Origin of the sequence: Flagellimonas sp. CMM7, assembly GCF_021390195.1 — a bacterium.
Taxonomy (GTDB): Bacteria; Bacteroidota; Bacteroidia; order Flavobacteriales; family Flavobacteriaceae; genus Flagellimonas.
In genome coordinates this window covers 4,064,292-4,077,237 of record NZ_CP090003.1, presented here as the reverse complement: position 1 = coordinate 4,077,237, position 12,946 = coordinate 4,064,292, and the positions used below count along the sequence as shown (strand labels likewise).

The 12,946-nt window shown below is 35.0% G+C and carries 12 protein-coding genes; 2 read left to right on the top strand and 10 right to left on the bottom strand.

Annotated elements, in window-relative coordinates:
• Nucleotides 1–35: 35 nt before the first annotated feature.
• The 9 genes from LV704_RS18450 to LV704_RS18410 form a co-directional block, all read right to left on the bottom strand.
• A complete protein-coding gene (locus LV704_RS18450) occupies nt 36–590 on the bottom strand; it encodes a RidA family protein (RefSeq protein ID WP_163422212.1) in 555 nt (184 codons plus the stop codon).
• Between the two features lie 127 nt (nt 591–717).
• Nucleotides 718–1,578 (bottom strand): DUF5694 domain-containing protein, encoded by an 861-nt coding sequence (locus tag LV704_RS18445; RefSeq protein WP_163422213.1) that lies wholly within the window; start codon nt 1,576–1,578, stop codon nt 718–720.
• A 305-nt stretch (nt 1,579–1,883) separates the two neighbouring features.
• Entirely contained in the window at nt 1,884–2,534 is a 651-nt protein-coding gene (locus LV704_RS18440) for a CPBP family intramembrane glutamic endopeptidase (RefSeq protein WP_163422214.1), read from the bottom strand.
• 115 nt (nt 2,535–2,649) lie between these two features.
• The gene (locus tag LV704_RS18435; protein ID WP_205597882.1) at nt 2,650–3,477 is read right to left on the bottom strand and encodes a LytTR family DNA-binding domain-containing protein; all 828 of its coding nucleotides are present in this window, start codon (nt 3,475–3,477) and stop codon (nt 2,650–2,652) included.
• Between the two features lie 264 nt (nt 3,478–3,741).
• Entirely contained in the window at nt 3,742–4,233 is a 492-nt protein-coding gene (locus LV704_RS18430; protein ID WP_163422216.1) for a GNAT family N-acetyltransferase, read from the bottom strand.
• Between the two features lie 310 nt (nt 4,234–4,543).
• Nucleotides 4,544–4,978 carry a hypothetical protein gene (locus tag LV704_RS18425; RefSeq protein WP_163422217.1) on the bottom strand — a complete coding sequence of 145 codons (435 nt, stop codon included), beginning with the start codon at nt 4,976–4,978 and terminating at the stop codon, nt 4,544–4,546.
• 289 nt (nt 4,979–5,267) lie between these two features.
• Nucleotides 5,268–6,944, bottom strand: a complete 1,677-nt coding sequence (locus LV704_RS18420; RefSeq protein ID WP_163422218.1) for a cadherin repeat domain-containing protein — start codon at nt 6,942–6,944, stop codon at nt 5,268–5,270.
• Nucleotides 6,945–7,512: 568 nt separating this feature from the next.
• Nucleotides 7,513–8,613 carry a hypothetical protein gene (locus LV704_RS18415; protein WP_163422219.1) on the bottom strand — a complete coding sequence of 367 codons (1,101 nt, stop codon included), beginning with the start codon at nt 8,611–8,613 and terminating at the stop codon, nt 7,513–7,515.
• Nucleotides 8,614–8,729: 116 nt separating this feature from the next.
• Entirely contained in the window at nt 8,730–9,230 is a 501-nt protein-coding gene (locus LV704_RS18410; protein WP_163422220.1) for a hypothetical protein, read from the bottom strand.
• 317 nt (nt 9,231–9,547) lie between these two features.
• Between LV704_RS18410 and LV704_RS18405 the strand changes: the two genes are divergently transcribed.
• Nucleotides 9,548–10,390 carry a 1,4-dihydroxy-2-naphthoyl-CoA synthase gene (locus LV704_RS18405; protein WP_163422221.1) on the top strand — a complete coding sequence of 281 codons (843 nt, stop codon included), beginning with the start codon at nt 9,548–9,550 and terminating at the stop codon, nt 10,388–10,390.
• Nucleotides 10,391–10,665: 275 nt separating this feature from the next.
• On the opposite strand, the gene LV704_RS18400 is transcribed toward LV704_RS18405, so the two are convergent.
• Nucleotides 10,666–12,000: a serine hydrolase gene (locus tag LV704_RS18400; RefSeq protein ID WP_163422222.1), complete on the bottom strand. Its 1,335-nt coding sequence runs from the start codon at nt 11,998–12,000 to the stop codon at nt 10,666–10,668.
• Between the two features lie 50 nt (nt 12,001–12,050).
• Between LV704_RS18400 and LV704_RS18395 the strand changes: the two genes are divergently transcribed.
• Nucleotides 12,051–12,923: a pirin family protein gene (locus tag LV704_RS18395; protein WP_163422223.1), complete on the top strand. Its 873-nt coding sequence runs from the start codon at nt 12,051–12,053 to the stop codon at nt 12,921–12,923.
• Nucleotides 12,924–12,946: the final 23 nt, after the last annotated feature.

The following is a 12,946-nucleotide window of genomic DNA, read 5'->3' as shown; positions in this document are numbered from 1 at the left end:
CTAAATTTTTATCAAAAAAAGCTTTAAATTAAGCTTCAATCCCTTATTTCAACAATGGTTTCAACCTCACAAGCAAGATTCCAGGGCAAAGAGCCCATCCCAACTGCAGACCTGGCATGTCTCCCTCTTTCTCCAAATACCTCGATCAATACATCAGAATAACCATTGATAACCTGTGGGTGATTTTCAAACGAAGTATCACAATTTACCATTCCCAATACTTTTATAATTTTCACGACCTTGTTCAAATCCCCAATCTCTTCTTTCAAAACTGATAAATGGTTGATTGCGGTCAACCGGGCTGCTTCATACCCTTGTTCAACAGTTAAATCGGTCCCCACTTTTCCTATGGTACGTTCCCCATCATGCGCTATTGGCCCATTTCCTGACAAATAGATCAGGTTGTTACTTCTGTTGGCCAACTTAATTTTTAGGCCTGGCGGAACTTTTGGAGTATGCAGTTCTATTCCCAACTCAACTATTTTCTCTTCTACATCATAGTCATATAGCGGAGTTTCTTTTTTTTCTTCTTTTACTTGTGATAGGCAACTTGTGAATAGCATAAGAAGTGAGAAGTATAAATATTTCATAATGTCGTTTTAAATAGTGCTGCCAAATAGATGAGATAAGCATCAACGGCTTAAAACGAAGTTCGATGAATTTTAACTCATAATCAAGAAGTTGACCTATTGGATTGGAAAGAGCGCATAACAGGTATCATTTTTCCATTAGTTCTTTCAATTCTTTGATTTCCCAATCTTCATTTTCCCTTATGAACAATTCAAACATAGCAGCATGACTTGCGCCAACCAGAACCATGATTCTTTCATCAGAGGGGCCTGTGTTCTTTTGTGTTAAGGACCACATGTACAGATTTCTCTTAAACCATTCAGCGGTTAAGAGTGGGCCGGAAAAATCATTTGGTTTTCCAGCCATCAACATTAAATTATTATGAAAATTGTTGGAAAAACTGCGCATTTCAGGACTATTAAGGTAATAGGTGAGCTCCTTAAGTGAAGCTCCAGAATCAATTTTGTCATCAAATTCTGCTGTAAACTTAGAAATGCCATTTTCTATCTGCGCTTTAAGCTCGGATTGATTGTTTTGTTCAATGGCAGCCATGACATCTCCAAAAGGAAATGAGGTAGAATAATCAATACCATAAAGGGTTGTTAGATTATTTTCCTTTGCTGCCCTAAATGCCAATTGGAATATTTCATTTTTAAGGTAAAAATCGGAAAGACTATCGTTTTCAAAATAGTTTCCGCTTGTATATAGTTGATATAAAGAGTCTAATTCTTTTTGCTCGTTATAGGGCCATTCCACGAATATTTTGGTTGGATTGTATTTTTTGATACTCACGGAAATTTCTTTTAGTTCAAGTTGCGACTTTTCGTTCAGGATATCAAATGACTTTGTTTTCGCCACATCGGCCCCAGGATTGTTGTAATGAAATGTTCCAACTAGCAGTACTTCTTTACTGTTTACACTTTCAATGGTTTTTGCTGGTATTATATCTTGTTCTTTACAACCAAAAATTAGAAGTACAAGCGACAGCATTATGGGATTTTTCATCATAAAATAACTATTGAGAATTTTTCACACTTTAGGTTTAGCATATAAGCCATTACTTATATGACATTTAATTTTATCAAATGGTTGCCTGAAGTTTTTTCAATATTTTCTTGAACAAAGACAGTGTTTAATGCTATAACGATTGTCAGTATTAATCATTTATCAGTTTTCATGTGCTCTACTTATGCTAATATGTTTGGCATCTATTAAAATATGGTCTCGTTTAACGCCTTACAACGGGCGACAACGAAGTTCGTTGCTTTTCGCCATAAACTCAAAAAAAAATACTGCTCTAGTCCCAAGCATTCTTAACTCCAACCATAATAAATAAATACCAAAGCAGTGGTATCAAAAAAACCATGAGCAGCAACATTGAACCACAAGTCGTCTTTACGGATATGAAAAATCATCGCATAGAGCATACCTAGAATACCAGTTATTATTTGACCACTTATTCCTTGATATGCGTGAATCCACCCAAAAATAAAACCGAAGATTAGAATGTTAACTACAAGACTTATTTTGCTTGAGCCAAAAAACTTGGTAAACTGTCTCATTAAATATCCTCTAAAGACAATTTCTTCACCGAATGCCGCCGATATCCAGATAAAAACAAGTAAAATCATTGTGGCAGGTAAGTTCCCCGTATAAGTTTCAAAGGCAGAAAAGTCCATGGGTTGTCCTGTAAGATGTGTCACACCTGGCACCATTATGTAGTAATAAAACAGAAAAAGAGCTGTACCAAATAGTGGCGCTGTTACTAATAGACTTTTTGCATTTATTCTTTTACGTTGAAAGCCTAAAGACTTAAAACAATCTTTTTTATACTCTATAGCACTTGCCAATAATAGTATTAATGCTGCTATGATTATTTGATCATACCTAGATAGGTATAGAATACAGCAAAGAATAACGGCGATTACAGGTATTAGTTTTGTAGTGAAAAAGGTCTTATTCATTTTTTTATCGTTTTTAATTTTAAACGAAGTAAAAACGATAAAGCAAGATAAACAGTGATATACAGCTCATTTTTACTGAATGGTAGCAAAATAATAGCTGAATAATCATTGTATTTTATAGCTTACCCTCTAACCAGTTCATAAATTCTTGTTTTTTATACCTACTAATGTTTATCTGAAAAGGTTTTTTGCTGGCAATAGTAGGTTTGAGTAGCACAGATAGTTTTCCATTTTCTATGGACTGTACTTGTTTAACAGAGCGCGGGTGAAGAATTATTTGTCTATTTGCTCTAAAAAAACTTTGTTCGCTGATTTTACTTTCAACTTCATTTAAAGTAAAATCTGTAATAACGGAACCTCCATCAGTTTTTATGATGTATACTATTTTGTTTTCACTGTATATAAAGGCAATTTCAGGATACTTAACTAAGGTTAGTTTACCTCCTTGCTGAACTTTAAGTGTACCTTTTATGGAGACAAGCTTGTGAAGTTTATAAATATCAGGTGCAAATAAAATGGCAATTAGGAGCGTGTTCATTAGTAAGGTAACCGATAGCCCAGTTAATAGATAATAAATATTGTATGATTCAGTTCCATTAATAAAACCGTTTAAACCAAAGTACAAAGAGAGATATAGTATGGTAATATAGCCTAACGTTGAGAACAGGAAACGTAATAGTAGTTGAGTGTTCGTTTTTTTTGCGAAGTATTTGTTTTTATAATATTTGAAATTAAAGCTAGCGATAAGAAATACTACACTTCCTGCAATAATTGAAACAAGAATAGGCAATAAAGGAAATTTATAATCTCTATGAAACGGGAAGTTTTCTGGCTCCGTAAGATGATTGACTAAAATAGATAGCATTACAATTATAAAGCCATTTCTAATCCAAAAATTTGAAAAACTAATGTGGTTTTTAAAAGAATTAATTATGGTATTCATTGATAATCTTAATCTGTAGTCTTCTTCTTTTAAGTTTATATATAACGCTTAAGATATGGCCTCTTTTAATGAGCTGTATCAGTCAACAACGAAGTTCGTTGATTTTCCCTGTAAACTCAAAAAAATATACTGCTCTGGCACCAAGCGTTCTTAACGGCTAAATGACTACTGTTTTCTAGTAATCAGAATCATATGAATAGAAGAAAAAAAGGAGGTAGGGAATTCAGCCGCAATTAATTATAGCTGTTGTTGTAGGTAGTTTTATTAATTTTCTTTCAAGCCTTTATACATAATGTATGTGTCCACTAAACCTAGTTTAGAATGTCTAAACCCTTTAGGTGTGGTTCCAATTATTTGAAATCCGTACTTTTTCCATAACGCTACTGCTCCTTTATTTGTGCTTACCACAATATTAAACTGAATACCCTTGAAATTTCTCTTCCTTGCTATTTCAAGCGAGTGTTCACAAAGTTTTTTTCCAATTCCCTTTCCTTGCGCATTCGGATTTACCATATAGCTACAATTTGCAATATGATTTCCTAAATCAATTTGGTTAGGTTTGATAATATATGTGCCAAGTATTTGTCCGTTCTCTTCAACTACATAAGTTTCCATATAGTCCGCAAACCAATGTCTTTTTAAATCCTCTTTTGGTGTATTTGGATTAAAGACGTAAGTGTCTCCAGTATTAATGACTTTTGAGAATATTTCCCAGACTTTGTCAAAATCGAATTCTGTTGCTTTTCTTATATTCAATTTTAGTCGTTTTTTTTATTTTACCTACAACGTTTAAGATACGTTCTCGTTTTAGGGAACTATATCAACTAACAACGAAGTTCGTTGATTTTCCCTATAAACTCAAAAAATATACTGCTCTAGTCCCAAGCGTTATTAGCAGCTAAGCAACTATTATATTCTAGTTATCAAAATCATATAAATAGAAGAAAAGAGTAAGAAGTAGGTTTCGTTGTGGAATTGTCCGCGAGGACCAAGCGATAATTTATAGGTAGTGATTTTCCGTAGGAAAATCCGCCATAATGAATTATAGTCGTTGTTATGTAGCGTTTTATTTTTTACTTGAGTCACCTAAAACACCTTGCAATATATTTCCAATTCCAGATATAACGAGTAATGTTGTAACTACCATCCACCACTGAAATCCATTTAAATTTATGTAATAATAAACAGTAATACCAGAAAAGAAAATTGTAAGAATAACTCCAATAATTAGTCTTTGAATATCTGGTATTCTGAGAACTGTATCCGTTTCTTCAGGTTTTCGATAAATACTAGGAACTCGGTTTTTTATGTGATTGGATAATCTTTCATATTCTTCTTCTAATCCATTTTTTTTAAACTTCTCAAGAATCTCTAAATCTGTTTTTAACCTACTTCTCTTTTGAGGGTCAAGTCCGATTATTTGATAAGCAAATCCAATAACAGCAATCAATACAGTGATTGCTTTAAGGATGATTTCCCATAATGCTACATTTGATTCCATAATTATATTAGATGCTACACAACGTTTAAGATGTGGTCTCGTTTTAATGAGCTGTATGAACTGATAACGAATATCGTTGATTTTCCCTATAAACTCAAAAAAATATAATGCTCTAGTGCCAAGCGTTCTTAACAGTTAAATAAACTACTGTTTTTAGTTGTCAGAATCATATAAATGGAAGAAAAGTAGGAGGTAGAAAGAAGGTTTCGTTATCGGTTTATGTATGAGGCGTAATATCCCGTTAGGGTATTGTGACTTCATATATTCGTGTTGTAGTATGTTAATTTTCTTATACTGGGTTTCCATAAACAATTTGTCCATTGCTAAGCTTTACGTAAGACCAAAAAACTGAATAAAGAAAAGGGTCAGTAAGTGGGTCATAAGCATCTGGAGCAATATAATGTATATATTGAAAATTATCTAAAGTGCCAGCTTCTATTGAGTAATATTCGCTCTCACTCGGGTTTGGATCATTACTAAATCTAAACCTATTAAAAACAGCTATACCTTTTTCAATAATACTAATGGAACTAGGAAGGTTATTTGATACAACTTTGCCTCCTACGGTATATTTAATAATTCTCCGTCCATTTTCAATCTCTTCTTCTTGGTTAATTAATTCGGTATTTAAAGTGATAGATAAGAACGTCGTATCAAAGGTATAAATAGTGTTCGAATAGGCAACGCCATTATTGTTTTTTGAATAAGCTCTGAAATAATAGGTAGTGGTTGGTTGTAATTCAGAATAATTAATAGAGGCATAAAAAGTCCCCAGGTAATTAACTCTATTACTACCATCATCATTTTCATTTGAGAAAACCATTGTATGACTATCATCGATTGTTGGAGTATTAGAAGTACTGCTCCAACAAACACCTTTTTCCAAAATATTATTTTCAATATAATTCCCTCCGTCGCTTGATAAATTAGATCTAAAAATAATTTCATCACCTACTTGAGAAACTTCCTTTAAACTTATGACAGGTAGTCCTCCTTCTTGCCAATAATCATTTAGGTCTACATATTGATAATTCTTCCCATCATATAAAGGTAAATCTCCATTAAAAAGGTAGTACAAAGCGGTATTAGAATTGGAATTATATAAAGCGCCAATTCCTTCAATTACAATATAATTGTCATTAAAAAACATTCGTTTTCTAGTTTCACCATTTAAGAGTTTAACTTGACCTTTAGATTCCAAAGTTCGTGTAATATAACTACCCGTTTTATGATCCCATAAATCAACTGCTTCATTTACTTCTAAGGAGAAATCGTAAAGCAAAACTTCGTTATTATTACTATCTAAAGTATATACTTTTTCTCTTTCAGTATCTTCTCTTATTTTATAAAGTAACTGTCCTTCATCTTCAACCGAACTATTATTTATTATAAACCAAGGGCTACCGTAACTATAGTTTATTTGTTTGTAATATAAATTAAAGTATGTTTCATTATTAACTAGGTCGATACCATTAAAATAAATTTTATGTTCTATAAAGGTATCGAACCCATCATTATTATCATAAGTACTACTAACCCAAATGTGATTTTCATTAATCATACTAATATAGCTTGTGTTTTCAATATTATTTAGAGTAATAGTTACTGTGACTAATTCAAATACATCAAGATTAGATACTTTAACTTTAGCAGTTATTTTGGGGTTAACTTCAAAATCAAAAAGAGAATTGTTTTTGACTACTAATTCTCCTGTGGAATCAATAATAGAAAGAGCCTCACTCGGATTTTGTTCTTCGATACTATACGTTAAATTTCCTTTATTCGTCTTAGCTTTAACTTTTCCTAAAACAAAATCATTACTAGGATTTTCATTAATACTTATAATTAAATCTTCTACAGATATAGTTATGGCAGAATCTTTTACTTCCATAGATTCATCATCCTTCTCAGTGCAAGAAAGCATCACTGATAAAAATAAAAAAACATAAAAAAAATTAATTCTCATAAATTATTGATTTTAATTTGATAATCTCGCTTAAAATTAAATATTTATATTAACAATCAGTTAATTACACTCCTTCCTTTATCATTGTCTTTTTCTCCTTGTTAGATCGAGGAATTAATTGGATTCTGATGCAAGGAATGTACTACAACGTTTAGGATACGTTCTCGTTTTAGGGAACTATATCAACCAACAACGAAGTTCGTTGATTTCCCCTATAAACTCAAAAAATATACTGCTCTAGTCCCAAGCGTTATTAGCAGCTAAGCAACTATTATATTCTAATTATCAAAATCATATAAATAGAAGAAAAGAGTAAGAAGTAGGTTTCGTTATCGTTTAAGATATGGTCTCGTTTTAATGAGCTATATCAACCGATAACGAAGTTCGTTGATTTTTCTGTCAGAATCAAACGTTTATACGGTAGGTTATTGCGTATTTTTCAACAACCTATCTCATGTCATAGTAGACCCAATGCACTACCAGAGCGGAATACAGTTTTCTCAATCACGATGCTTTCGGGAAATAATCAGAAGAAGACACATTAGGGCTTAACAAACTCAGGCGGAGCTTATTTTAAGTGTTCATTCGCTATATCAAAGCTAAAGGAAGCCTTGCCCAATGTCGCTTTCCAAAAATTAAAGAGACCTCCCCATGAGTCATTGGGGTCGCTTTTTACTGCAAAATTTTCAAGATTGGAATTTAGCGTATCTATTTTTTCTTGGGATAGATTGTCGGTAGAAACCACAACCACCAGTGCATTAAATTCAGTCTGGGCATTTTCAGAAGAGGGCACACGAGCGCCGTTTTCGGCAATAATATCCTCCGGTGTTAAAACGTTAATGGCATCAGCAGTAAACACCCCAAATTCTGAGGTTGAACTTGGGTTTTCAGCAACTGTTACCGCTTCTAGTTCATCGGCATCAATAAGTCCCATGGCATAAAGCTCCAAATTTGAATAAGGCACTGAATTTCCACCATTCGCTACTAAACCAAAGCCAACTTCACCATCCACCAAACCTCTATAGGTATTCCCACCTAAATCTTCAATTTCGTCAAAACCACCCAATTGTCCACCAACACTTGAGTAACCCCAATGCCCGCCAGCAGTAGTGGGTATAAGACCATGATTACTCCAATAATGTAGTATTTCATGTAAAAAGGGTCCATTTCTTATATACTCCACCCTTGGCATATGGATAACCGTTTTCAGTTTTCCGGCGGAACCAAACGCAGCAGTATTGTTCCAAACATTTCTTCCTAGGCCTTGTATCTCATTTTTGGCCGGGGTTGACAATCCAAAGTACAATCCATCTGGTTGGGAGTCTTCTACATTGAGAATGATGATAAAATCATACTCATCATTAAAATACTCATACACCTTGTTTGAGACCATTTGCATATCACCTTCGTCCGTAATGAATTTGTTGTACTCACTTTCGGAAAGGATAAGATTGGTGAACATCTGTTCGTCATCTATAGTGAAACCTGCTTCAAGAGTTAGGGTATCGGGAGTATCCGTATTGTTGGGATTATCTACCACCTCTTCATCGGAATCTGGCATGCCTTGTGCTGATTCATCAATACCACTTTCTTCCTTGCTACAAGAAAGGATTAAGATGGAAAGAAAAAGAAATGTGAATAGATGAATATAGGATTTGAAGCTACGCATAGTGTTCTTATTTAATAAGTTGAACGCATGGCAACAAAACATATTTTAAATGAAGTAGGGATCTCGATAAAATACAGATAGAATTAATCTAAAACTGTTTTTAATCTCTGCATAATCTATTCATTTTTCAAAGTAATGATCTCTTTTTGGAGTTCTTCTATTTTCTTGTTCTGCTCAATCAAATAAAGTGTCAACTCTTCAATTTTTTGTAATAGTTTGGCATCCATTTCTCCTAAAAAGAAACCATCTTTTTTTACATCCTCTGCGCTTGGTATATCCTTTAAATGTCCTTTTTCTTTTATATGGTTTTCTACTTCTGCTAGCGTTGCTAGGTTATAATCATTTTTAAAGACAAAGTCCGACCAGTTAGCGTATGTTGCTACTTTTACTTCCGTAGCCGCTATTTTTCCATTTACACCTAATTTAAAGCCTTTGGTGTTGGTTGCGCCTATACCTACGTTTCCTGTGTTCGATATATTAAACCTATATTGAGCATTGCTAATATCATAAATACTAAACCCATTGGTGTTAACACCTGTTTTCCAATTTAATACATTGGCACCACTAGGGTAAAACTGAATCCAAGAATGTTTACCATTGGTTCCTTGCAGTCTCAATTGATGGTTTTCTGAGCTACTTGAAATATGTAAAGGGTTGCTTGGTGAGCTTGTTCCTATTCCTACGTTTCCATTGTCTGGAAATATGTTTGTTTGTGAACTGACATTTGACTCCTAAATAAATCATTGCTAATAAAACCGTTTCTTTCATTTTGATATGTTTAATACTTATAAAAGTAAATACTTATGTAAGTATTTTCCTATATAATTACTTATTTAACATATTCCCCTAAGCCTATTAGCATTCCATTGATTTTAAATAGCACTAAACAACTAAAAGTAAATTCCGTTATTTTGTTATTACATAAAATAACAACATGAAATCACCCAAATGGCAGACCGCCATAGAATTTGAAGATATCACCTATAAAAAATGTGAGGGTGTTGCCCGTATTGCCTTTAATAGGCCCAATGTGCGTAATGCTTTTAGACCCCATACCACCAGTGAATTAATCAAGGCTTTTTATGATGCACAGGAAGATACTTCCATTGGAGTGGTGCTGCTTTCGGCTGAAGGACCGTCTACCAAAGATGGAATTTGGTCATTTTGTAGTGGTGGTGATCAAAAGGCTAGGGGGCACCAGGGTTATGTTGGTCAAGACGGTCAGCATAGATTGAATATCTTGGAAGTACAGCGAATGATTCGTTTTATGCCAAAAGTGGTGATCGCCGTTGTACCCGGCTGGGCCGTAGGCGGAGGGCATAGCCTGCATGTTGTGTGCGATATGACCTTGGCCAGTAAAGAACACGCCATCTTTAAACAGACAGATGCTGATGTTACCAGTTTTGATGGGGGGTATGGCTCCGCATATTTGGCAAAAATGGTAGGTCAGAAAAAAGCAAGGGAGATTTTCTTTTTAGGTAGAAACTATTCGGCCCAAGAAGCATATGAGATGGGAATGGTAAATGCTGTAATTCCACATGAAAAATTGGAAGGTACTGCCTACCAATGGGCACAAGAAGTACTGGCGAAGTCACCAACGTCCATAAAAATGCTGAAATTTGCCATGAACCTCACGGATGATGGTATGGTAGGACAACAGGTGTTTGCGGGTGAAGCAACACGTTTGGCCTATATGACAGAAGAAGCGAAAGAGGGTAGAAATGCATTTTTGGAAAAACGCAAACCTGATTTTGGGGAAGATAAATGGTTGCCTTAATACCAGTTCACCGTCATACTGAGCCTGTCTGAGTATGATTGGTTCAATTGTTTCATAGCAGTGTAAACGACAAAAGACCCAATGGGGACAAACTAAAAAGAGCCTTGCCGTTAAGGACAAGACTCTTTTACGAGAACACTATATGAAAATGAAAAAATTTATTTTTGGTTATTATTACGATGTAAATGTAGCACCACAGTTCCCACAAATGAAATTATTGTTGTGAAGGGCCGTTTTATTGTGGTTTACACTAAATTTTAATACAAAACATCGATTTACTGCACGGATTTAACGACCTCTGACAAGAAGGTATTGATATCAAAAGAGGGTTCTGATGCCAATCCAGTGCGTACCACAACCAAATCTTTGGAAGGAATTACAAACACATATTGTCCTTCATGCCCATTACAAGAAAACAAATCTTTGGGCACATCTGGATATTTCCCGTTGGCATTCAACCAAAAATGAGCTCCGTAAGTACCATCAGAATGCAGCGTTGGCTCTGTAATGTAATCTACCCAGGCGGTGTTAAAAATTTGGTCTCCATTCCATAGGCCTTTGTCCAAATACAATTGTCCAAAACGTGCCCAGTCCCTCGTGCTTGCCCAAGCATAAGATGACCCAACATAGTTTCCAGCGATATCCGCTTCCATAACCATGGAATACATTCCTATTTTATCAATCAATGCAGAATAGGGGAAATCCAAGTATTCTTGGTGCGATCTAAATTGCTGCCTAAGAATTCCCGATAGCAAATTTGTAGTGCCAGAAGAATAATTCCAGATTTCTGTTGGTTTTGCAATGGCCTTTTTCCCTTTCTGGGCTTTGGTCATATCACTATCCAAAAACAGCATCTTAGTAACATCAGAGATTTTAGTATAATCCTCTTCCCAATCTAGACCACTCTGCATACGTAATAAGTGATTTAAGGTGATATCCTTTCGTTCATCCTGTTTCCATTCTGCAATAGGGGCAGGCCAGTCCATACCAAGCTTCCCTTGATGTTCCAGAATTCCATAACAGGTTGCTAAAACACTTTTGGCCATAGACCATCCTAAAACAGGGGTGTCCTTGGTAAATCCATCAATATATTTTTCTGTAATTAAGTGTCCTTTGTACAAAACCAACAAGGTTCTGGTTTTTTGCACATCAGCATTTGAAAAAGCAGTTGCTACCGCTTTATTCATTTGAGCCATATCAATTTCCGGAAAAACAGTGTCTTTTGGACTGAGTTGACCATATGGATACGGAATAGTATCGGATACTTTGTTTCGATTTGGTTTTAAGGTAAACTCACTTGAATCGTAATCATCATTTATAAGCACGGTTCCCAAACCTTCTCTATAGACCGATTGACGCTCCATAAACCCATAAACAGATGACGAGGCCAATTTAGTGTCATTATCCACTTCCGTTTCCGCCAATTTAATGAGCGGAACATTGTTATCATATTGCGTAATCGATTCAGCAGACCGTCCAGCAACAAAAACACTTGAAGCCATATTTTTTGATGCATAACCAGAGATAATGTTCAGCTTTGTGTAGTTAAGGTATACCAATACACCAACTACAATGAGAAGTAGGACTAAAGCGCGTTTAAACAGTTTCATAGATTAAGATTTGTTGTAACTTTCAGGGACTAAATATAAACATTTACTTCATGTCCAATCTAGGAATGATCATAGAAGAACGAAGCAGGGATATTGGGGATTTTCTTGTGGGTAGGTTGATTCCTTTCAGAAAGAAAAGAATGATAGGCCCTTTTATTTTTATAGATCACATGGGACCCACAACACTTGGCCCATCAAAATATATGGATGTTGACCAACATCCACACATTGGACTCTCTACTTTAACTTTTATGTTGGAGGGCGAAATAATGCACGAGGACAGCATTGGCACCCAACAGCGCATAAGTCCAGGTTCTGTAAATTGGATGACCGCGGGGAAAGGTGTTTCCCATTCAGAAAGAACTCCAGAGGACATGCGTAATGGGAAGGTATTCAATGCCCATGGATATCAGATTTGGGTGGCGCTCCCAAAAGAATTGGAAGAAATGGAACCCGAATTTCATCATATTGATGGGGCCGATTTACCAAAATGGAACGATGACGATGCAGCGTTTACTTTGGTAGCGGGAGAAGGTTACGGTAAAAAATCTCCTGTTCCTTCGTATTCACCTTTTTTTATGGTTGAAGTAAAAAATAAATCAACCTATGAACTTAATGTCCAAGGGAATCTTAAAGGGGAAATTGGAATTTGCATTGTTGAAGGTGGAATACTGGCATGCGATCAGAATATAGAAAAAGGAAACATACTGGTGTCCAAAGTTGAGGATGTTTGTAAAATTACATTGCAACCCAACTCACATTTGCTTTTATTTGGTGGTGAGCCGTTTGAAGAAGAACGCCATATCTATTGGAACTTCGTTTCATCAAGCAAGGAAAAAATAGATCAAGCAAAAAATAACTGGGAGAACAAGACTTTCCCTATGATGGATCACGACAGTTCTTATGTACCACTTCCAAAATAATGCTTGCAGATTTTATATGTTTA

What these genes read in the sequence shown, in the direction of transcription:
- LV704_RS18450 (WP_163422212.1), bottom strand. Translation starts at nt 590, where the DNA reads ATGAAATATTTATACTTCTCACTTCTTATGCTATTCACAAGTTGCCTA.
- LV704_RS18445 (WP_163422213.1), bottom strand. Translation starts at nt 1,578, where the DNA reads ATGATGAAAAATCCCATAATGCTGTCGCTTGTACTTCTAATTTTTGGT.
- LV704_RS18440 (WP_163422214.1), bottom strand. Translation starts at nt 2,534, where the DNA reads ATGAATAAGACCTTTTTCACTACAAAACTAATACCTGTAATCGCCGTT.
- LV704_RS18435 (WP_205597882.1), bottom strand. Translation starts at nt 3,477, where the DNA reads ATGAATACCATAATTAATTCTTTTAAAAACCACATTAGTTTTTCAAAT.
- LV704_RS18425 (WP_163422217.1), bottom strand. Translation starts at nt 4,978, where the DNA reads ATGGAATCAAATGTAGCATTATGGGAAATCATCCTTAAAGCAATCACT.
- LV704_RS18420 (WP_163422218.1), bottom strand. Translation starts at nt 6,944, where the DNA reads ATGAGAATTAATTTTTTTTATGTTTTTTTATTTTTATCAGTGATGCTT.
- LV704_RS18415 (WP_163422219.1), bottom strand. Translation starts at nt 8,613, where the DNA reads ATGCGTAGCTTCAAATCCTATATTCATCTATTCACATTTCTTTTTCTT.
- LV704_RS18405 (WP_163422221.1), top strand. Translation starts at nt 9,548, where the DNA reads ATGAAATCACCCAAATGGCAGACCGCCATAGAATTTGAAGATATCACC.
- LV704_RS18400 (WP_163422222.1), bottom strand. Translation starts at nt 12,000, where the DNA reads ATGAAACTGTTTAAACGCGCTTTAGTCCTACTTCTCATTGTAGTTGGT.
- LV704_RS18395 (WP_163422223.1), top strand. Translation starts at nt 12,051, where the DNA reads ATGTCCAATCTAGGAATGATCATAGAAGAACGAAGCAGGGATATTGGG.